The organism is Cellulomonas sp. KH9 (genome assembly GCF_900114185.1).
Lineage (GTDB): Bacteria > Actinomycetota > Actinomycetes > Actinomycetales > Cellulomonadaceae > Cellulomonas.
In genome coordinates this window covers 46,485-66,116 of record NZ_FOSE01000001.1, presented here as the reverse complement: position 1 = coordinate 66,116, position 19,632 = coordinate 46,485, and the positions used below count along the sequence as shown (strand labels likewise).

Below are 19,632 nucleotides of genomic sequence, written 5' to 3'. Positions count from 1 at the left end.
CGAGCCTCGCGTGCCCGCGAGCGGGGCGCACGTCGGCACGCGGGCTGCCCGTACGATCCGGCCCCATGAGAGCAACGAGGCTCGTCCTTCCCGGGGCCGCGCTGGGCGCCGTCGCCGCGCTCGCCCTCGGTGGCTGCACCGCCACCGCCGACCCTGGCCCCACGCCGTCCACCAGCTCCGCCACACCGGACGCGGCCGCGCCGGGCGTCGCGCTGCGCGACCTGCCCCGCGACGGCCTCGCGGTCGGCGTGGCCGTCGCCGGCGGCGGCCACCTCGCCGCGTCGGGCTACCCCGACCCGTTCGGCAGCGACGACGCCTACCGCGCGGTGGTCGCCGAGCAGTTCTCGTCCCTGACGCACGAGAACCAGCTCAAGTGGGAGTTCCTGCGCCCCACGCGCGACGAGTTCCGGTTCGAGGGCGCCGACGCGGTGATCGACTTCGCCGAGGAGAACGGCCAGCAGGTGCGCGGTCACACGCTGCTGTGGCACTCGCAGAACCCCCGCTGGCTGACCACCGGCACCTTCACGGACGACGAGCTGCGCGCCCTCCTGCAGGAGCACGTCACCACGGTCGTCGGCCGGTACGCGGGCCGGATCGTGCACTGGGACGTCGCCAACGAGATCTTCGACGACGACGGTGTGCTGCGCACCGAGCAGAACCCGTTCCTCGCGCGCTTCGGCACCGCGATCGTCGCGGACGCTCTGCGGTGGGCGCACGAGGCCGACCCCGACGCGGTCCTGTACCTCAACGACTTCAACGTCGAGGCGGTCGGACCCAAGTCCGACGCGTACCTCGCGCTGGTCCAGGAGCTGCTGGCGGCCGGTGCACCGGTCGGCGGGTTCGGCGTGCAGGGCCACCTGTCGACCCAGTACCCCTTCCCGGACGACCTCGAGACGAACCTGCGCCGCTTCACCGACCTCGGCCTGGAGGTCGCGATCACCGAGCTCGACGTCCGCGTGCCCGTGGACGCCGACGGTCGCGCCGAGCCGGACGACGTCGAGAAGCAGGTCGACTACTACGGTCGCGCGGTCGCCGCGTGCGTCGCCGTCGAGCGCTGCACGTCCCTGACGCTGTGGGGCGTGACGGACCGCTACTCGTGGGTCCCCAGCTGGTCGCCGGGCGAGGGCGCGGCCACCGTCCTGGACGAGGACCTCGCGGTGAAGCCCGCGTTCGAGGCGGTCGTCGAGGCACTGCGGGCTCCGACGTCCTGACCGGCGGCGACGCGGCCGGGAGCGACGCGGCCGGGACGACCTCGGCGGCCGGGCCCGTCAGCGTCCCGCGGCCTCGCGGGCCGCCTGCTCGATGCGCCCCCGGAACGCGGCCCACTCGTCCGTGGTGCGGTCCGGCACGTTCGGGTCGCCCGCGACCAGGCCCGTGGCGCCGTCGAGCTGCTCGCGCAGCACGTCGGCGTGCCCGGCGTGCCGGGCGACCTCGGCGACCAGGTGCACCAGGACCTCGTGGAGCGTCGCCTGCGGCTCGGACCACCACGGGACCTCACCGACCGCGTCGAGCGGCAGGGCCTCGACGGTCGCGTCCGCGTGCTCCGCGGAGTGCCGCCACACGTCGAGGACCAGGTCACGGCTCTCGTCCGCCGTGGCCCAGAGGTCCGCGTCGCGCTCGACGCCCGCGGCGGACCAGGGCAGGTCGAGCGGGCTCGGGCGTCCGAACACCAGGCCCAGGTACTCGACCTGCACGCTGGCGACGTGCTTGACCAGGCCCAGCAGGTTGGTGCCGGTGCCCGTCAGTGGCCGCCGGACGTCGTACTCGTCGAGCCCCTCGAGCTTGCCGACGAGGCCGTCGCGCTGCCGGCGCAGCGCGCGGTGCAGCGTGGTCTTCGGGTCGGTGTCCATGGTGCCGACCATGCCACCGGCCACCGACGTCCGGCGGGGCCCGGCCGACCACAGGGGCGGCGCCGTCGACTATCGGAGGGCACACCGAAACGTGAAGCGTTTACGTGCGTTGACGGGCCCACCCCCTGGTCGAAGAGTGGGGCGTCCGCCGACCGGCTCGCTGACGACCCGGCCATCGGCTCATCAAGGAGGAACGATGACCCCCCCACCCCAGCTCCGACGCGGGCGCCCCCTGGTCGCACGCGGCGCCTCCGCCCTCGCGATCGTCGCGCTCGCCGTCACGACGGCCGCGGCGATCCCGGCGCAGGCCGCCGGCTCGACCCTCCAGGAGGCCGCCGCGCAGAGCGGCCGCTACTTCGGCACCGCGATCGCCGCCGGCCGCCTCAGCGACTCCACGTACTCCACCATCGCGAACCGTGAGTTCAACATGATCACGGCCGAGAACGAGATGAAGATGGACGCGACGGAGCCCAACCAGAACCAGTTCAACTACAGCCAGGGCGACCGGATCCTCAACTGGGCCAAGCAGAACGGCAAGCAGGTCCGCGGGCACGCGCTCGCGTGGTACTCCCAGCAGCCGGAGTGGATGAAGCGCATGGAGGGACCCTCGCTGCGCAGCGCGATGGTCAACCACGTCACGCAGGTCGCGACCCACTACAAGGGCCAGATCTACGCCTGGGACGTCGTGAACGAGGCGTTCGCCGACGGCAGCTCCGGCGGCCGCCGCGACTCCAACCTGGAGCGCACCGGCAGCGACTGGATCGAGGTGGCCTTCCGTGCCGCGCGCGCCGCCGACCCGGGCGCGATCCTCTGCTACAACGACTACAACATCGACGACTGGTCGCACGCCAAGACCCAGGGCGTCTACCGCATGGTCCGTGACTTCAAGCAGCGCGGCGTGCCGATCGACTGCGTCGGCCTGCAGTCGCACTTCAACCCGCAGAGCCCGGTCCCGGCCAACTACCAGACGACGATCGAGAGCTTCGCCGCCCTCGGCGTCGACGTGCAGATCACCGAGCTCGACATCGAGGGCTCCGGCTCGGCGCAGGCGGAGAACTTCCGCAAGGTGACCCAGGCCTGCCTCAACGTCGCCCGCTGCACCGGCATCACGGTGTGGGGCGTGCGTGACACGGACTCGTGGCGTGCCTCGGGCACCCCGCTGCTGTTCGACGGCAACGGCAACAAGAAGCAGGCGTACACCTCGGTGCTCAACACGCTGAACGCGGCGAGCCCGACCACGCCGCCGCCCACGACGCCGCCGCCGACGACCCCGCCGCCGACGACGCCCCCGCCCACGACCCCGCCGCCCACCACGCCGCCGCCGACGACCCCGCCGCCGGTGACGGGCAGCTGCTCCGCCGCCCTGACCATCGCCAACGCGTGGCCGGGTGGCTACCAGGGCACGGTCACGGTCACGGCCGGCTCGTCGTCCCTCAACGGGTGGCGGGTGACCCTGCCGGGTGACGTCTCCACGAACAACGTGTGGAACGGCGTGGTCTCCGGCAACGTCGTGAGCAACGCGCCCTACAACGGCTCCGTCGGAGCCGGGCAGTCGACGACCTTCGGGTTCATCGGTCAGGGTTCCGCCCCGAGCGGCGCCACGCTGACCTGCGGCTGACACGCTCCACCTGACCGGCCCGCACCGGTCACCACGACGACGGCGCTGCACCCCCGGGGTGCGGCGCCGTCGTCGTGCGCCCTCGTGCGCGAGGGGTCGGCCCGGCCTCGTGCTCCCGCAGGCAGCGCCGCCTCGTAGCATCGACGCGTGCCACCCCGCTCGCCCCTGCCGGCACGCCACGGCCTCGACGCCGCCCGCCTGTGCACCCCGCCCCCCGCCCGCGGGGTCCCCGCGGCGTGGCCCACGATGGGCGCCTGGTTGCGTCACCGGCTCCCCACGCACGTCGACGTCGCCGGGATGCTCGCGGCGGGCGAGTTCGTGGACGAGGACGGCCGCGCGCTGCGGGACGACGACCCGTTCGTCCCCGCGCGGCACGTGTGGTTCCACCGGGTCCTGCGCGAGGAGCCCGTGGTCCCCGGGACGATCCACGTGGTGCACCGCGACGAGCGGCTCGTCGTGGTCGACAAGCCCCCGTTCCTCTCGACCATCCCCCGCGGACGGCACATCGTGCAGAGCGTCGTCGTGCGGCTGCGCGCCGAGCTGGACCTGCCCGAGCTCTCGCCGCTGCACCGCCTCGACCGCGGGACGTCCGGGGTCCTCCTGCTCGCCACCGAACGACGCTGGCGCGGCGCCTACCAGACGGCCTTCGAGCGCCGCGCGATGGACAAGACGTACCGCGCGCTGGCACCGCTGCGCGCCGACCTGGAGCTGCCCACGGTGGTGCGCAACCACCTGCGCAAGGTGCGCGGAACCCCGCGTGCCGAGGTCGTGCCGGACGCCCCGGTCAACGCCGAGACGCTCGTCGAGCTCGAGCGTGAGGTCGACGGCCTGGGGGTCTACCGCCTGACCCCCCGCACCGGGCGCACGCACCAGCTGCGCCTGCACCTGGCGGGGCTCGGCATCCCGATCGAGGGTGACCCGCTGTACCCGGTGCTCCGCGACGTCGACCTCGACGACTTCCGCGAACCGCTGCAGCTGCTGGCGGCCGAGATCGCGTTCACCGACCCGGTGGACGGGCGGCGCCGGCAGTTCCGTGCGGTGCGGGAGCTGCCGCTGACGACGCAGGCCGGCGAGGACCGCACCGGCGACTGACGCCGTGCGGTGACCGTCCTGCCATCACCTGCTCCGACGGCTCCCGCTCAGACGGCGCGGCGGCGGCGCGACAGGACCAGCAGCCCGGTCCCCGCGGCGAGCGACGACGCCGCCAGCAGCGCCAACGGAATCTCGCCCGGCACCCCGGTAGCCGCCAGCTGCACCGGGCGAGCGGTGGCGCGGGCCGGCGCGGCGGTCGACGGCGCGGCGGCCGGGGCGCCGGGGGCGGGAGCTGCCGGCGCGGGGGCGGGAGCTGCCGGCGCGGGGGCGGCGGGGGCAGGAGCCGCAGCAGCGTTCGCCGCGTCCGTGGCACGGGCGACGAACTGGCCGTTGACGATGAACTCCCGCAGCGCGGCCTGAGGGCCCGCCAGCGCCGTCTGCGTCGCCTGCCACAGCACCGGCGACGACTCCTGCGTGATCACGTCGAGGATGCGGGCGGCCGCCAGCCGGTCGTCCAGGACCTGCGCCGCGCGCAGGCCGTTCGTGAGGAACTCCGTCCACACCGCGGGGTCGTCGCTGGCCAGTGCCCGCTGAACGCCCGCGTCGACGTAGGGCTCCGTGGCCGTGCTGATCAGACGCGAGAGCCGGATCCTCTCGTCGGCGTGGAACGCCGCCAGGTACCCGCCGTCGACGAACGCCCGAAGGTCCTCGTCGGGCCCGGCCAGCGCCCGGGTCGCCGCAGCGCTCAGCGCGGGGCCGTCCGGGGACCCGGCGAGGGCCTCGACCCAGGCACGGTACTCGTCGTCCGTCGTGCCCGTGAACCCTGCCAGGACGAACGCCCTGTGGTCCGCGGCCTCGTCCGCCGCGGCAGGGAGCGCACCGATCCCGAGACCCGCCACCACCAGCACCACCGCGACCAGCAGCGACCGCATCAGCTCCCGCACGCACGCACCTTTCGTCATCCCCCTGCACCTGACGGTGCGGTGCCCATGGACGGGCATCCGCGCGGCACTGTATCCGGGTTCGTCACCCGGATGTGTGGCGTTTCACCGCTCTTGTCCAGGTCGGTGGCGCGGTGCGCCAGGAGCCGGCCCTCGGCACACCGGGGCGCGGGCGCCGGGTGTCAGCCCGCGGTCTCCCCGGCGCGGCGCCGCCGGCCGCGCGCGGTCTCCCCTGCGCCGGACGTCCGGCCGTCCGGGGGCGCCTGGTCGGCGGCCCGGTGCGGCAGGGCGAACGTCACCGCGACGCCGACCAGCAGGACGCCGGCGGCGACGCCCGTCGTGATGCGGCTGGCCTGGACGAGCGCCAGCTCGGCCTCGACGGCCGCGTCGGCGGTCGAGGGGTCGGCTGCGAGCGCAGGGATCCCGGCGCCCGCCGAGTCGTGGACGACGTCGACGACCTGCTCCTGCACCTCGGTCGGCAGGCCGGTGTCGTCCAGCCGCGCCTCGGTCTGCGAGGTCATGGTCGAGATGAGCAGACCACCGAGGAGGGCGACGCCCAGGGCGGACCCGAGCTGCCGGATCGTCGTCTGGAAGCCGGACGCCTGGCCGCTCTCCGCGACCGGGACGTCGACGAGGATGACGCTCGTCAGCTGCGCGGTGGCCATGCCGACCCCGACCCCGTAGAGGAACAGCCAGGCGGCGATGGCCGCACCGGGGATCGTCAGGCTCATCGTGAGCGCCAGGCCTCCGATGGCGACGGCCTCGAGCACCAGCCCGATCCGCACGACCCTGGTCTGGCCGAGGCGCGCGGCCAGCCGCGGCGTCGCACCGGACACGAGGAACGTGCCGAGGGCGAGCCACAGCACGATCCAGCCGGTGCCCAGCGCGGAGTACCCGAGCGCGCCCTGCAGCAGCAGCGGCAGCGTGAACAGCAGGCCGAACTCCCCGGCCGCCACGATGAGCGCGGCGGTGATGCCGTAGCGGAACGACGGGATGCCCAGCAGCGTGAGGTCGACGAGCGCGACCTTTCCCTGGCGCACCCGCCGCCGCTCGACGACGACGAACAGCGCCACGAGCAGCACGCCGAGCGCGAGCGCGACGGGGACGGGCGACAGGTCGCCGGCGTCGGTGAGCCACCAGCCGTAGTAGTCGCCCTCGATGAGCCCGAAGACGATGCCGGCCAGGCCGATGCTGGACAGCAGCACCCCGGGGACGTCCGCACCGCGCTGCAGGGAGGGGTCGCGCGTCTCGTCCAGGGTCCTAGCGATGCCCACGAGCGCGAGCAGGCCGAACGGGATGTTGAGCCAGAAGGCCCACCGCCACGACACGTCGGTGGCCAGCCACCCGCCGATCAGCGGCCCGACGGCGGCCATGCCGCCGATGGTCGAGCCCCAGATGGCGAAGGCGATGCCGCGCGCCCGGCCGGTGAACATCGCGTTCAGCGTGGACAGGGTGCTGGGCAGCACCATCGCGGCGCCGAGACCCTGCACGAGCCGGGACGCGATCAGCATGGCCGGGCTGGTGGCCGCGCCGGCACCGAGGCTGGCGAGCATGAACACGACGAGCCCGATCGCGTACAGCCGCTTGCGGCCGTACAGGTCGCCGATCCGCCCCACCGTGAGCATGAGGGAGGCGAAGACGAGCGAGTAGATGGCGTTCATCCACTGCGCCCCGGCGGAGTCCAGACCGAGGTCCTCGATCACCACCGGGAGGGCGACGTTGACGATCGTCGCGTCCATGATGACCAGGGAGACCCCGAGGGACAGCGTTCCCATCGCGAGCCAGTGGCGACGGGTGATGACGGTGGACTCGCTCATGCTGCGCTCCTCGATCCACCGGTGGTGCACCGGCGCGTCCAGCCTAGGTTATCGACGCAGCGTCGGTAAAACTGGGCGGGTCGGTGCGGCTCCCGGCGTGCCGCAGGACGTCGACCCCGATGAGCGGACGCGCCCCCGACGGTCGACACCCCAAAGCCCTCGAGAAGGAGCCGCCATGCTCACCCAGGTCGCCGACGCCACGCACGTGCACACGAGCGGGTTCGTCCTCAGCAACGCCGTCCTCGTCGAGGGCACGGCCGGTGCGCTGCTCGTCGACCCCGGGGTGACGAGCAGCGAGATCGACTGCCTCGCCGCCGACGTCGGGGCGCTCGGCACGACCGTGGTCGCGGCGTTCTCCACGCACCCCGACTGGGACCACGTGCTGTGGCGGCCGGCGCTCGGGGACGTCCCGCGCTACGCGACCGCCCGGGCCGCCGACACCATGGCCGGGGTGCTGCGCGACCCGCAGACGCTGGTCCGCATCGCCGATCACCTGCCGCCCGAGATCCACGGGCAGGTCCCCCTGGAGCTGCTCGGGCTGCTGACCCCGCTGCCGGACGCCACGACGCACCTGCCGTGGGACGGGCCGCGCGCCCGCGTCGCCGAGCACCGCGCGCACGCATCCGGTCACGCCGCCCTGCTCGTCGAGGAGCAAGGGGTCCTCGTCGCGGGGGACATGCTGTCCGACGTCTTCGTCCCCATGCTGGACCTGGACTCCGACGGCGACCCGGTCACGGAGTACCTCGCCGCGCTCGACCTGCTCGAACGCGTAGCTGCGGACGCGGACGTCGCCGTCCCGGGGCACGGGACCGTCGCCCGCGGCCCGGCGATCGGCGCCCGGATCGCCCTCGACCGGGCCTACGTGCACGCACTGCGGGACGGCGAGGACCCCGACGACCCCCGGATCGGGTCGTCCGCGCCGCAGGGGTGGGAGTGGGTCACGGGCATCCACGAGTGGCAGGCGGAGCGGCTGGGTCGCTGACCCCGCCGCGCCGCCCGCCCTCGTCGCGGGTCAGGCGCCGCAGACCTCGTCCGGCGCGACGACGACGTCGACCCTGCCGCCACCGGGACGGAACGTGACGCACCGTTCCTCCTCGACCGCGCCCGCCGAGTCCACGCTGCGGTAGCCGAGGGTCTGCCGGTCGGCGCGCTTGAGGCGGAGCGGACCGTCGTAGGCCGTCCACTCGCCGCCGTCGAGCCGGTACTCGGTGCGGGCGAGGGTGGCCGGCGCCGTGACCTGGGCATCGAGCGTCACCGTGACCCAGTTGGTGCCCTGGTAGGTCAGCGTCGTTGCCGGCGGCACGGACGGCTCGGGGTCGGGTTCGGCGATGCCCTGCGGCCAGCTGACCAGGAGCTCGTCGCCGGTCGCCGTCACCTCCTCCACCGTGATCGTGTTGATCGAGAAGGCGTTCCCGCCCCCGCCGCCACGGATGCCGATGTTGCCGATCAGGCCGTCGGCCGGCTGCGACCCGTCGAGGGTGATCTCGCTGACCAGCGTGTAGCTGCCCATGTTCACCATGCCGCTGTTGAAGTACGCGGGCAGCTGCGTGGCGACCTGGTCGGCCGCGTACGGGTGGGCGTTGACCAGCGCGCCGTCGGCCGTCGTGTAGCCGCCGTTGCTGTTGTCCTTCAACCACCGCACGCGGATGGCCGTCGTGCCCTTGGCCGTGTAGTTCGCCGCGATGCGGTACGTGGACCCGGGCTCGGGGCGGAAGGCCACCTCGCCGTCGTCGGTCGTGGACCAGGGCCACGCGGAGGCGTCGTCGCCCAGGACGATGGTCGCGCCGCTCCACGGGTCACCGGCCGACGTGTCGAACACGTGCACGCCGGGGACCGGGGGACGCTCCCCGCCACCCGGTGCGTCGATGTAGTCGTGGGTCGCCAGGAACTCGTCCGGGTACAGGATGCCGAGCAGCGCGAGCTTGGCGTTGCCGTCGTAGTCGTAGGGCATGGCGAACTCGCCGCCCTTCCAGCCGGTCCGCACGTCGCGGACGCCCGCGAGCTTCACTGCTGCGACGACCTTCGGGTTGTCCGTCGTGTTGCCCGGGCCGGCCGCGTGGTCGCGGTACACCTGGAACAGCTCGGCGTACTTCATGCCCTGGTTGTTCTCGTTCTCGGGCGTCAGCTCGCCCGGCGGCAGGGCGATGTCCATCTCGGTGACGTGGACCTCGACGTTCCCCAGCGTCGCGAAGAGCCGGATGTTCTGCTCGACGGCCGCGACGTCGGTGGCCAGGTTGTAGTGCCCCTGCATGCCGATGACCTCGATCAGCGGCTTGCCGCCCGGGCGGGTGCCCGCGTGGCGCTCGTTGATGTCCCTGACCATCTCGAAGACCACGCGCGCCTTGGCCGGGGAGTCCAGCCCGAAGTCGTTGTACGTGAGCCTCACGTCCCAGCCGCGGGCGTCGACCACCTGCGCGGCCCGCAGGAACGCCAGTTCCACCCAGTCGGCGCCCAGCGCCTGGTACCACCCCTCGCCCTTGGCCAGCGAGGCGCGCCAGTCCGCCGGGTCCGCGGTGCCGACGGCCTCGTTGACGACGTCGACCGCGACCAGCCGGTCACCGAAGTGGCCCAGCACGTTGTCGATGTGGGTGTGCAGGTTCTCCAGCGCGACGTCGCGGTCGAACGTGCCGGGCTGCCCGAACCGGGCCGGCGGCGCGTCCCACATCCACGTCGGCGTCTGCGAGTGCCACGCCAGGGTGTGCCCGTAGAGGTCCAGGTCGGGGTTGCGCGACGTGTAGCGGGCGAACGCCGCCTCGGCCGCGTCGTACGTGAACACACCCTTGTCGCGCTGCGTGCTCTCGGGCTTCATCTCGTTGCCCGGGGTGTAGGAGGCGTAGTTGTACAGCAGCCCCTCGACCTCACCGGCGCCGAAGATGCCGAACGAGAAGTGGTCCGCGTAGACGTCCTTCAGGGCCGGGTAGTGCTCGAACGTCCGGCCCGCCGGGGGCAGGGTCGGCTCGGCGTCCGCGACGGCGGGCTGGGCCGGGCCCAGCGCGGCGAGCGTCAGCAGACCCGCGAGCGCCGTGGCGACGACGGGCCTGACCGGGCCCCTCGCCGCACGGGCCGCCCGTGACCGGGCCGCCCCTCCGATCGTGCCGCCGTCCGGTCGCGCATCCGTCATGGGATCCCCTCCAGGCACTCCCGCAGCGCGTCGTTGCGCCGGGGTCTCGGTGTGGCAAACGTTTTCCATCGAGAACGTGCCTCAACCTAGCCGCTGCGGCGCGGGGGCTGTCAAGAGGTGCGGGAGCGCGCGGCCTCGGGCCCCGCCGGCCCCTGCGGACGGCCGACGGGGGCGCAGGGGCGACACGGTGACGGGCGCAGCGGCCGACGCCGTGCCAGGTCAGCGAGTGTCGGACACGCTCGCACGACCGCCCGTGCGCAGCCCTGCCGCGGCGCAGATACCGAGGACGCCCGCCAGGGCTGCCGGCCAGAAGGCGTGCGCCAGGGATCCCGCGAGCGCCCCGCTCGCCGCTGCCCCCGCGGAGACTCCCAGCACCAGCGCGGTGGCCAGCAGCGCCATCGTCGAGGCGACCAGCCGCGGCGGCGCGACACGCTCGGCACGGGCATAGCCGCTGACCAGCAGCGTCCCGGCGCCGACGCCGAGCACGAGCGCGCACGCCGCGGCGCCCCACGCGCCGGGGAGCGTGGCCAGGCCGACGGCCCCGACCAGCACCGCGACACCACCGAGGGCGACGCGCACCGCGAGACTCCCGAGACGGACCAGGCGGGAGAGCACCAGGCTCGCGATCGCGCTGCCGATCCCGGCGCAGGCGTAGACCACACCGGTCAGCTCCTCGGTGCCGCGCGCGGCGTTCACGGCCGTGAGCCCGGTCTGGGTCGAGCCGAACGCGGCGCCGACGGCCAGGGCGGCGAGCATGGGCGCGACGAGCGGACGCAGGTCGAGCCGCGTGCCGTCGTGGTGCGCACCCGCGACCGGTGCGGTGCGCCGGGGCCACGTGGCCCGGTCGGTCCACAGGTACGCCGCGAAGGCGCCCTGCCCGACGACCGCGAACCCGACCAGGACCCACAGCGCGGGCACCGGCCCCAGCAGCGCCACGAGCAGACCGGCGGCCACGGGCCCGACGACGAAGCCGAGCTCGTCGGCGGCCACCTCGTACCCCAGCGCGCGACGGACGAGGTCGAGACGTCCGTCGCGCCGCGCCAGGTGGGACCACCGCGAGCGCGCGATGGAGCCGACCTGCGGGTTCGCGGCGCCGACGACCGCCGCGCACAGCAGCAGTGCCCACGTGTCCGCGTCCCGCGAGGTGACCGCGAGCACCGCCAGCAGGCCGGCCACCTGCACCGCCGTCGCGACCGCGACGACGGGCAGCGGCCCCCACCGGTCGACGCTGCGCCCCACGAGCGGGGCGCCGACGGCCGTGCCGATGCCGACGGCCGCGACGGCCGCACCGCCGAGCCCGACGCCGAGGCCGGACGAGGCCACGAACATCAGCAGACCCAGCTGGATCATCGACGACGGGATCCGCCCGACGAGGGCGGTGACGAGGAACGGCAGGCCGCCGGCGGCGGGCAGCGAGAGGGGCGCCGAGGGCGCGCGCGTGAGGGACTCCGCGCGCGAGGGCGCGAGCTGGGACGTCAAGGTGGGTGCTCCAGGGTGCGTCGACTGCCCGTGCGCCCCACCCCACACACGGAAGACTGCCCCTGATCTGGTCCCAGGATACGGGCGCCTGCAACAACCGCCACCTCCGGCGGCCTCACCGACGTCGACGCGGATCGCCCCCTCACGCAGCCGACCACTGGTCACTTGGGAGGACCCCGGACCCCCGAGACGAGCCCCTACTGACCAGTGGTCACCCCGGGGGGCGACTGCCGGCGCGCAAGTGACCAGTGGTCACTGCGGGCCAGAGTGCCGGGCGCCAGGTCCACGCAGCGCACGGGCGGCGGACGGCGCGTCTCGCTACTGTGCCCGGATGCCGTCCCGACTCGCGCTCCTCCCCCGGTCGACACCTGCCGCGACCGGCGTCGACTCCCGCGCCGTCGCGGCGATGCTCGACGACCTCGAGGCGCGCGACGTGGAGTGCCACTCCCTCATGGTGGTGCGCCACGGGCACGTCGTCGCCGAGGGGTGGTGGGCGCCCTACTCCGCAGACCGCCCGCACCTCCTCTACTCGCTCACCAAGTCGTTCACGTCGGTCGCGGTGGGCCTGGCGATCGCCGACGGCCTGCTCGCGCTGGACGACCGGGTGGTGGACGTCCTGCCCGAGCACGTGCCGCCCGACGTCCCCGACCAGGGCCGCAGCCTGACGGTGCACCACCTGCTCTCGATGACGACCGGGCACGCCACGGACACCCTCGAGGACGCGTGGAGCCTGGAGCCCGGCGACCTGGTGAAGGGGTTCCTGCGCGTGCCGTTCGCCGAACCCGAGGGGACGCGCCACGCCTACGACAACGCCACGACGTTCGTCCTCGCGCGGATGGTCGAGCGCGCCACCGGGCGCGGCCTGCCCGAGCTGCTCGACGAGCGCCTGTTCCGCCCGATGGGCGTCGATCACGCCGAGTGGGACCGCGTCGGCAGCGGGGCCGCGTTCGGGTTCCACGGCCTGCACCTGACGACCGAGGCGGTCGCCGCGTTCGGCCAGCTGCTGCTGCGCGGCGGGCGGTGGGGCGACCAGCAGCTCGTCCCCCGGGACTGGGTCGAGGCGGCGACGCGCCAGCACGTCGCGACGGGGCACGTCGAGGGGTCGGTGGAGGGGCCGGACGCGTGGTGCGGGTACGGCTACCAGTTCTGGATGTCGAGGCACGGGTACCGGGCGCACGGGGCGTACGGCCAGCGGTGCGTCGTCGTCCCGTCGCACGACCTCGTCGTGGCCGCGACCGGCGCGACCGAGCCGCAGGACGTGCTGGACGCGATCTGGGAGCACCTGCTGCCCGGCCTGGACGGCCCGACGAGCGCGCACGACGACGAGGCGCTCGCCGACCGGATGCGGCGGCTGTCGCTGCCGACGGTGAAGGGGTCGGGGCCCGGGGAGCGCGCCGTGACGGCCCACGTCGTCGCGCCGGACCCCGACTCGCCCCTGGCGGACGGGACCCCCGTGGTCGTCCACCCCGCCGACGAGGGCTGGATCGTCCGGCTCGGACCCTCGATCGAGGTCGCGGTCGGCCACGACGCGTGGCGGGAGAGCGCGCCGCTCGGCCGGCCCGTCGTCGCGGCGGGAGCCTGCCAGGGCGGCACCTTCGTCGCCGACCTGGCCGTCATCACCACCCCGCACCGGGTCCGCCTGGTCGTCGACGCGGGCTCCGGCACCGCCGTCGCGACGTGGAGCACCCCACCCCTGACGACGCCCGACCTCGCGCTGCACCTGCGCGCGCCGTTGATGACCCGTCCCGCTCACGCGTAGCCGGGTGGGCCGGGTCCGGGAGCACCGCGGGTCCGGTCGCGGGACGGAGTTGTCCGTACCTGTTGTGTTACGTACCCATACGGGTACGCTCGTCCCATGGATGCCGTCCTCCACGCACTCGCCGACCCGAGCCGGCGCACCGTGCTCGCGATCCTGCGCGACCACGACGCCACCGCCGGCGAGCTCGCCGAGGCCCTGCCCATCGCCCGGCCCGGGGTCTCACGCCACCTGCGGGTGCTGCGGGAGGCCGGCCTGGTCGAGGCCCGGCAGGACGCGCAGCGGCGCATCTACCGGCTGCGACCGGAGCCGCTGATCGACGTCGACGCCTGGCTCGACGACTACCGCGCGCTGTGGACGAACCGCCTCGACGCGCTGCACACCGAGATCAGCCGAGGGAAGAGGGCCAGGACATGACCACGACAGCGACCATGCGTGCGATCGACGCCACGACCGGGGCGATCCGGGTCGAGGACGTCTACGACACCGACATCGACGACCTGTGGCAGGCGTGCACCGTGCCCGGGCGGCTCGCCCGGTGGGTGGCGCAGGTCTCCGGCAACCTGCAGCCCGGCGGCGTCCTCCGGGTGACGCTCACCAGCTCCTGGACGGGCATGGCACGCGTCGAGCTCTGCGACGCGCCGCACCACCTGCTCCTGAGCACCTCCTCCCCCGACGGCGGCGCCGACGGCCGACTCGAGGCGTGGCTGACCACCGAGGGCGACCGCACGCGCCTCGTCGTCGAGGAGCGCGGGCTGCCGCTGGCGAACCTGCACGCCCACGGCGCCGGCTGGCAGACCCACCTCGAGGACCTCGGACGCGCGCTCGCCCTCGACGCGACCGCCCACCCCGAGGGCTGGTCCGCGACTCGGCCTGCGCCCCGGTGGGAACGCCGCTGGGCGGAGCTGGCGCCGACGTACCAGGCCCTGGACGTGTCATGACCTCCGACGCCATCCGCTTGAGCGCCGTCACGCTGAACGCCCCCGACGCCCTCGCGCTGGCCCGCTTCTACGCCGAGATCACCGGTGGCCTGGTCCAGGGCGAGGCCGTGTGGGCCCGCGTCGCCGGCCCCGGCGGAGACATCGAGTTCCAGCAGGTCGCGGACCTGCGCCCGCCCACCTGGCCGGAGGGCGACACCCCGATGCACATCCACCTGGACTTCCACGTCGAGGACCTCGCCGCCGCCGAAGCGCGGGTGCTCGCCGCCGGCGCGACCCGCTTCGACACCCAGCCCAACGCCGACCACTGCCTGGTCTACGCCGACCCGGCGGGCCACCCCTTCTGCCTGTCGCTGTGGGACTGGCCGCAGATCGTCGAGCACCTGGGGGTGCCGGGAGACGCCCCGCGCCCCCCGGGGTGATCCCTCAGCACCCCGTTCCTCCCCGTGTGCCCTCCCGCGGTCGAGAGTGGCGAGCGCTCGTCCGGCCGCACCGGGACCGGCGTCGGCGTCACCGGACGGCGTGGCACTCCAGGTCCGCGACCGTCGGCATGCTGGAGTCGATGGCGTACTGGGACGCGGGCTACACGCACGAGGACGGCGTGGCCCTCGGCGCGCTGTGGGGTGTGGACGCCTACGAGGCCAAGGCCAGGGCGGGCGCCCTGCTCCATGCCGGGCAGACGCTCCCGATCGAACCGAGCGGTACCCCGTCCTCCTGACCACCGGACCGCCGGACCTAATCGATTCCGCGACCACGCACCCCTCGGACCCACCGGTCGGCCGACCTACCGTGACGGAAGCGCTCCCGCACCGTGCCCCAGCGTCGGGGCCGCGCGGCCGGGCGTCGTCCCGCACACCGTCGGCCCCACCCCGAGGACTGCCATGCCACCGATCACCCGCGAGCGCGCCCGACGCCGTGGCCGGCTCTCCGGCCTCGCGGCCACCGCCGCGCGCACCGTCGCCGTCGTCGCCGCCCTGGCCGTCGTCGGCGGCACCGTCCCCGCGGCCGTCGCCGCACCCGACCCGGGCACGCCGGTGAAGGTCAACCAGGTCGCCTACGTGCCCGGTGTCGCCAAGGTCGCGACGCTCGTGAGCACGTCGACGGCGCCCGTCGCCTGGACGCTGCGCGACGCCGCGGGCCGCACCGTGGCCGAGGGGACGTCGACGGTCAAGGGTGCCGACGCCCTGTCCGGCGACCGGACGCACCTCATCGACTTCTCGTCGTACGACACCCCGGGCACGGGGTACGTCCTGTCGGCCGGCGGCTCGAGCAGCCTGCCGTTCGACATCTCCGCCGACCCGCTGAAGAAGCTGCGGTACGACGCGCTCGCGTTCTTCTACCACCAGCGCTCGGGCATCGCGATCGAGGCGCAGTACGTCGGCAGCACGTACGCGCGGGCGGCCGGGCACCTGGGCGTCGCCCCCAACCAGGGCGACACGAACGTGCCGTGCCGGCAGTCGTGCGGGTACAGCCTGGACGTGCGCGGCGGCTGGTACGACGCGGGTGACCAGGGCAAGTACGTCGTCAACGGCGGCATCGCGACGTGGCAGCTGCAGAACGCGTACGAGCGGACGCTGCACGTCGAGGGTGCGGACCGCGCGGCGCTGGGCGACGGCACCCTGGCGATCCCGGAGCGCTCCAACGGCGTCCCGGACGTGCTCGACGAGGCACGGTGGGAGGTCGACTTCCTGCTGCGCATGCAGGTGCCCGCGGGCCGCACCGACGCCGGCATGGTCCACCACAAGATGCACGACGAGAACTGGACGGGGATCCCGACGATCCCGTCGCAGGACTCCCAGCGGCGCGTCCTCGCGCCGGTCAGCACGGCCGCGACGCTCAACATGGCGGCGGTCGCGGCGCAGGCGGCGCGCCTGTGGCAGCCGTACGACGCCACGTTCTCCGCGAAGGCGCTCACCGCCGCACGCACCGCGTACGCGGCGGCGAAGGCGAACCCGAACCGGATCGCGTCGGCCACCGACGGCACGGGCGGCGGCGCCTACGGCGACACGTCCGTGACCGACGAGTTCTACTGGGCGGCGGCCGAGCTCTACGCCACGACGGGCGAGTCGTCCTACCGCGCCGACGTCACCGGCTCGTCGTTCTACAAGGGCGTGAGCTTCGCGCAGCGCGGCTACGACTGGGGCTGGACCGGCGGCCTGGGCGACACGACGCTCGCCCTGGTCCCGACCGACCTGCCCGCGGCGGACGTCGCCGCGACGCGCTCCGCGATCGTGTCGTTCGCCGACGCCGCGCTCTCACGCCTGGCCAGCCAGGCGTACCCGGCCCCCAACAACGCGGGCTCCGTGTACTACTGGGGCTCGAACGGGCAGGTCGCCAACAACGCCAACGCGCTGGCCCTGGCGCACGACTTCACCGGCCAGGCGAGGTACCGGACCGCCGTGTACGGCGCGCTCGACTACTTCCAGGGCCGCAACCCGCTGAACCAGTCCTACGTCGCGGGCTACGGCGAGAAGGCCGTGCGCAACGTGCACCACCGGTTCTGGGCCAACCAGGCGGACTCCTCCCTGCCGATCGCCCCGCCCGGGTCGTTCTCCGGCGGACCCAACAGCGAGCTGCAGGACCCTGTCGCCGCCGCCGAGCTCGCCGGCTGCGCCGCGCAGAAGTGCTTCGTCGACGACATCGAGGCGTACTCCGTCAACGAGGTGGCGATCAACTGGAACTCGGCGCTCGCGTGGCTCACGGCCTGGGCGGCGGAGCAGGCGGGCGAGGCGACGCCCGCCGACACCACCGCACCCAGCACCCCCGGTACCCCGACCGCGAGCGCCGTCGCGGACACGTCGGTGACGCTGACGTGGGCCGCGTCGACCGACGCGGAGAGCGGGGTCGCGGGCTACGACGTGCTCGACACCGCCGGGGCGGTCGTGGCGACGTCGACCACGACGAGCGCGACGGTCTCCGGGCTGACGGCCGACACGGCGTACACGTTCACGGTCCGCGCCCGCAACGGCGCCGGTCTGGCGTCGACGTCGGCACCGCTGGCGGTCCGCACCACGGGCGGCGGCACACCCGTGGACGCCCCGCCGTCGACGCCGGGCACGCCCGTCGCCTCCAACGTGACGGCGACGGGGATGACGCTCACGTGGACCGCCTCGACCGACGACGTCCGCGTCGCCGGGTACGACGTGCTCCAGGTCGAGGGCGCCGCACAGACGGTCGTCGCCACCTCGACCACCCCGTCCGTGACCCTCAGCGGGCTCGCGGCGGACGGCGTGTACACGTTCGTCGTGCGCGCGCGGGACTCCGCCGGACAGCTCTCCGGTGTCTCGGCACCGGTCACGGTCGACACGTCGCCCCGCATCACGCCGACACCGACGCCGCCCCCGGTCACCGCCGCCTGCACGGTGACGTACACGGCGAACTCGTGGGGCACGGGCTTCACGGCCGCGGTCACGGTGACCAACACCGGCTCGACCGCCTGGTCGTCGTGGCACCTCGGCTTCACGTTCCCGGGCGACCAGAAGGTCACCCAGGGCTGGAGCGCGACGTGGAGCCAGACGGGCGCGACCGTCACCGCGACCAACGCCGCCTGGAACGGCTCGCTCGCCGCGGGCGGGTCGACGAGCATCGGGTTCAACGGCTCGTACAGCGGCACCAACGCCGCACCCACCGGGTTCACGGTCAACGGGGCGGCCTGCTCCTGAGTGCACGGCCCGGGGCGGTCCCCGGGGGCGACGGCGGCCGTCGGTCCACGTGACCGGCGGCCGTCGCCGTGCGTGGGTCCCACGCGACCACGAGGCCACCGGGGGCAAATTCCCATCGATTTCGAGGCCGGCGGGCAGGCGATTTTCGCCGACTGTTGACAGCCGCTTGTCGGGGGACGATCGTGGCAGCGGGACAACCGGGGGGAATCATCATGTCCGAGTGGGTGGACCTGGCATTCGTGACAGCAGGATCGAGAGATCTTCCGGTCGATGAACGTGTCGCGGTGGTGCAGCGGTACGGTCGCGTCGTCATCGCCACCGTCGCGGAGGACGCGGTCGACGACGTCGAGGCCGTCGAGTCCGCGGGACTGACGGTGGCACGGCGACGTGGCGACGTGGACGAGGACGTCTGGGAATCACTGGGCCGGGCGGAACGCCTCGCGCTCGACGCCTACTGGCTCCGCCATTCCCAGGAATACCGGCGGGGAAAGGACGACCGACCCGGGCAGGGCGCCTCCTGGAACCATCCGGACTTCACACCGCCGGACCCGCCGCAAGGTGTGGATCTCGACCCCGCCGCCGGGCTGAACGACCGGCTCCGCGGCTCGGTGGGGCTGGCACTGGTCATCGTCAGCGGCCCGGGAGACCTCGCCTTCACCAACTACCAGCGTGAGCACGTCGTCGCGGAGGTGCAGTCCGGCCTGCGGTGGCTGGGCAACATGTGGCAGCTGCAGCGCGTCACGTTCGAGGTGGACATCTACGTCCCGACGATCACGGCACCGGCCGACCCGGGCCTGCCCCCCAGAAGCGGGAGGCGCTCTGGCGTGACCCGGCCATGACGGCCATCGGCCGCGGGACCGGACCGGCCGCCGTCCGCGCCTTCGCCGAGTCGCTGAAGACCCACAGGTCCACGGACAGCGCGTACGTCGCCTTCTTCACCCACTACCCCCTGCAGCACTTCGCGTACGCGGTCCGCGGGTACTCGGAAGTGGTCGTGCAGTACGAGAACGACAACTGGGGGCCGTACCTGCTCGACGGGACGTTCGCGCACGAGACCGGTCACATCTTCGGCGCGCCGGACGAGTACGAGCCCTGCGAGTGCGCCACGAGGTACGGGTACTACGCCGTGCCGAACCACAACTGTGCCAGCTGCCCGGGTCGCAGCAGCTCCTGCGTCATGAAGGGCCCGTGGTTCTCGATGTGCGCCTGGACCCCGCGGCACCTCGGCGTCCCCGTCTGGTGGGTCAACGGAGACAACTACACGGCCTCCACGCCGGTGGTCGTCGACGGCTTCATCTACTACCGGGGCACGAACGACTACCTGTACCGGGTCAGGACCGACGGCACGGACGGCCTTCGGATCGGCGACGACAAGACGTCCTCGACCCCGTTCGTCACCGACGGCGTCATCTACTACC

Annotated in this window: 17 protein-coding genes; 12 read left to right on the top strand and 5 right to left on the bottom strand. The window is 73.8% G+C overall.

Annotated elements, in window-relative coordinates; all coding sequences use genetic code 11:
- The first annotated feature begins 65 nt into the window (after positions 1-65).
- Positions 66-1,211, top strand: a complete 1,146-nt coding sequence (locus BMZ16_RS00325; RefSeq protein WP_089797429.1) for an endo-1,4-beta-xylanase — start codon at positions 66-68, stop codon at positions 1,209-1,211.
- A 57-nt stretch (positions 1,212-1,268) separates the two neighbouring features.
- Here BMZ16_RS00325 and BMZ16_RS00320 read toward each other — a convergent pair whose 3' ends face one another.
- Complete coding sequence (locus BMZ16_RS00320) at positions 1,269-1,850, bottom strand: DinB family protein (RefSeq protein WP_089798621.1); 582 nt, start codon at positions 1,848-1,850, stop codon at positions 1,269-1,271.
- Between the two features lie 196 nt (positions 1,851-2,046).
- Here BMZ16_RS00320 and BMZ16_RS00315 point away from each other — a divergent pair, with 196 nt between their 5' ends.
- Both BMZ16_RS00315 and BMZ16_RS00310 read left to right on the top strand, forming a co-directional pair.
- Positions 2,047-3,468, top strand: coding sequence for a glycoside hydrolase family 10 protein (locus BMZ16_RS00315; RefSeq protein WP_089797428.1), 1,422 nt, complete (start codon positions 2,047-2,049; stop codon positions 3,466-3,468).
- 147 nt (positions 3,469-3,615) lie between these two features.
- Positions 3,616-4,560: a pseudouridine synthase gene (locus tag BMZ16_RS00310; RefSeq protein WP_089797426.1), complete on the top strand. Its 945-nt coding sequence runs from the start codon at positions 3,616-3,618 to the stop codon at positions 4,558-4,560.
- 47 nt (positions 4,561-4,607) lie between these two features.
- On the opposite strand, the gene BMZ16_RS00305 is transcribed toward BMZ16_RS00310, so the two are convergent.
- The gene (locus BMZ16_RS00305) at positions 4,608-5,444 is read right to left on the bottom strand and encodes an ALF repeat-containing protein (RefSeq protein WP_177199538.1); all 837 of its coding nucleotides are present in this window, start codon (positions 5,442-5,444) and stop codon (positions 4,608-4,610) included.
- Positions 5,445-5,623: 179 nt separating this feature from the next.
- Complete coding sequence (locus BMZ16_RS00300; RefSeq protein WP_177199537.1) at positions 5,624-7,258, bottom strand: MFS transporter; 1,635 nt, start codon at positions 7,256-7,258, stop codon at positions 5,624-5,626.
- Positions 7,259-7,433: 175 nt separating this feature from the next.
- Here BMZ16_RS00300 and BMZ16_RS00295 point away from each other — a divergent pair, with 175 nt between their 5' ends.
- Positions 7,434-8,240 (top strand): MBL fold metallo-hydrolase, encoded by an 807-nt coding sequence (locus tag BMZ16_RS00295; protein ID WP_089797422.1) that lies wholly within the window; start codon positions 7,434-7,436, stop codon positions 8,238-8,240.
- 30 nt (positions 8,241-8,270) lie between these two features.
- Here BMZ16_RS00295 and BMZ16_RS00290 read toward each other — a convergent pair whose 3' ends face one another.
- Both BMZ16_RS00290 and BMZ16_RS00285 read right to left on the bottom strand, forming a co-directional pair.
- Positions 8,271-10,379: an endo-1,4-beta-xylanase gene (locus BMZ16_RS00290; protein ID WP_177199536.1), complete on the bottom strand. Its 2,109-nt coding sequence runs from the start codon at positions 10,377-10,379 to the stop codon at positions 8,271-8,273.
- A 219-nt stretch (positions 10,380-10,598) separates the two neighbouring features.
- A complete protein-coding gene (locus BMZ16_RS00285) occupies positions 10,599-11,858 on the bottom strand; it encodes an MFS transporter (protein WP_218143287.1) in 1,260 nt (419 codons plus the stop codon).
- Between the two features lie 331 nt (positions 11,859-12,189).
- On the opposite strand from BMZ16_RS00285, the gene BMZ16_RS00280 reads away from it, so the two are divergent.
- The 8 genes from BMZ16_RS00280 to BMZ16_RS19075 all read left to right on the top strand — a co-directional run.
- A complete protein-coding gene (locus BMZ16_RS00280; RefSeq protein ID WP_089797418.1) occupies positions 12,190-13,617 on the top strand; it encodes a serine hydrolase domain-containing protein in 1,428 nt (475 codons plus the stop codon).
- A gap of 96 nt (positions 13,618-13,713) precedes the next feature.
- Positions 13,714-14,031: an ArsR/SmtB family transcription factor gene (locus tag BMZ16_RS00275; protein ID WP_089797416.1), complete on the top strand. Its 318-nt coding sequence runs from the start codon at positions 13,714-13,716 to the stop codon at positions 14,029-14,031.
- Positions 14,028-14,555: an SRPBCC domain-containing protein gene (locus BMZ16_RS00270; RefSeq protein ID WP_089797414.1), complete on the top strand. Its 528-nt coding sequence runs from the start codon at positions 14,028-14,030 to the stop codon at positions 14,553-14,555. The genes BMZ16_RS00275 and BMZ16_RS00270 overlap by 4 nt, the downstream gene beginning before the upstream one ends.
- Positions 14,552-14,974 (top strand): VOC family protein, encoded by a 423-nt coding sequence (locus BMZ16_RS00265; protein WP_089797412.1) that lies wholly within the window; start codon positions 14,552-14,554, stop codon positions 14,972-14,974. The genes BMZ16_RS00270 and BMZ16_RS00265 overlap by 4 nt, the downstream gene beginning before the upstream one ends.
- Before the next feature lie 128 nt (positions 14,975-15,102).
- A complete protein-coding gene (locus BMZ16_RS19080; RefSeq protein WP_177199535.1) occupies positions 15,103-15,270 on the top strand; it encodes a hypothetical protein in 168 nt (55 codons plus the stop codon).
- Between the two features lie 163 nt (positions 15,271-15,433).
- On the top strand, positions 15,434-18,214 hold the full coding sequence (locus BMZ16_RS00260) for a glycoside hydrolase family 9 protein (RefSeq protein WP_089797410.1): 2,781 nt from the start codon (positions 15,434-15,436) through the stop codon (positions 18,212-18,214).
- Between the two features lie 212 nt (positions 18,215-18,426).
- Positions 18,427-19,053, top strand: coding sequence for a hypothetical protein (locus tag BMZ16_RS00255; RefSeq protein WP_143082689.1), 627 nt, complete (start codon positions 18,427-18,429; stop codon positions 19,051-19,053).
- The coding region (locus BMZ16_RS19075) for a zinc metalloprotease (RefSeq protein ID WP_218143286.1) at positions 19,050-19,632 on the top strand (583 nt) is incomplete at its 3' end. The genes BMZ16_RS00255 and BMZ16_RS19075, both read left to right, overlap by 4 nt.

Excerpts from the sequence above, each read along its gene's own strand:
- BMZ16_RS00290 (WP_177199536.1), bottom strand. The coding sequence starts at position 10,379 with ATGACGGATGCGCGACCGGACGGCGGCACGATCGGAGGGGCGGCCCGG.
- BMZ16_RS00300 (WP_177199537.1), bottom strand. The coding sequence starts at position 7,258 with ATGAGCGAGTCCACCGTCATCACCCGTCGCCACTGGCTCGCGATGGGA.
- BMZ16_RS00275 (WP_089797416.1), top strand. The coding sequence starts at position 13,714 with ATGGATGCCGTCCTCCACGCACTCGCCGACCCGAGCCGGCGCACCGTG.
- BMZ16_RS00320 (WP_089798621.1), bottom strand. The coding sequence starts at position 1,850 with ATGGACACCGACCCGAAGACCACGCTGCACCGCGCGCTGCGCCGGCAG.
- BMZ16_RS00260 (WP_089797410.1), top strand. The coding sequence starts at position 15,434 with ATGCCACCGATCACCCGCGAGCGCGCCCGACGCCGTGGCCGGCTCTCC.
- BMZ16_RS00270 (WP_089797414.1), top strand. The coding sequence starts at position 14,028 with ATGACCACGACAGCGACCATGCGTGCGATCGACGCCACGACCGGGGCG.
- BMZ16_RS00265 (WP_089797412.1), top strand. The coding sequence starts at position 14,552 with ATGACCTCCGACGCCATCCGCTTGAGCGCCGTCACGCTGAACGCCCCC.
- BMZ16_RS00315 (WP_089797428.1), top strand. The coding sequence starts at position 2,047 with ATGACCCCCCCACCCCAGCTCCGACGCGGGCGCCCCCTGGTCGCACGC.
- BMZ16_RS00255 (WP_143082689.1), top strand. The coding sequence starts at position 18,427 with ATGTCCGAGTGGGTGGACCTGGCATTCGTGACAGCAGGATCGAGAGAT.
- BMZ16_RS00325 (WP_089797429.1), top strand. The coding sequence starts at position 66 with ATGAGAGCAACGAGGCTCGTCCTTCCCGGGGCCGCGCTGGGCGCCGTC.
- BMZ16_RS19080 (WP_177199535.1), top strand. The coding sequence starts at position 15,103 with ATGCTGGAGTCGATGGCGTACTGGGACGCGGGCTACACGCACGAGGAC.
- BMZ16_RS00295 (WP_089797422.1), top strand. The coding sequence starts at position 7,434 with ATGCTCACCCAGGTCGCCGACGCCACGCACGTGCACACGAGCGGGTTC.
- BMZ16_RS00280 (WP_089797418.1), top strand. The coding sequence starts at position 12,190 with ATGCCGTCCCGACTCGCGCTCCTCCCCCGGTCGACACCTGCCGCGACC.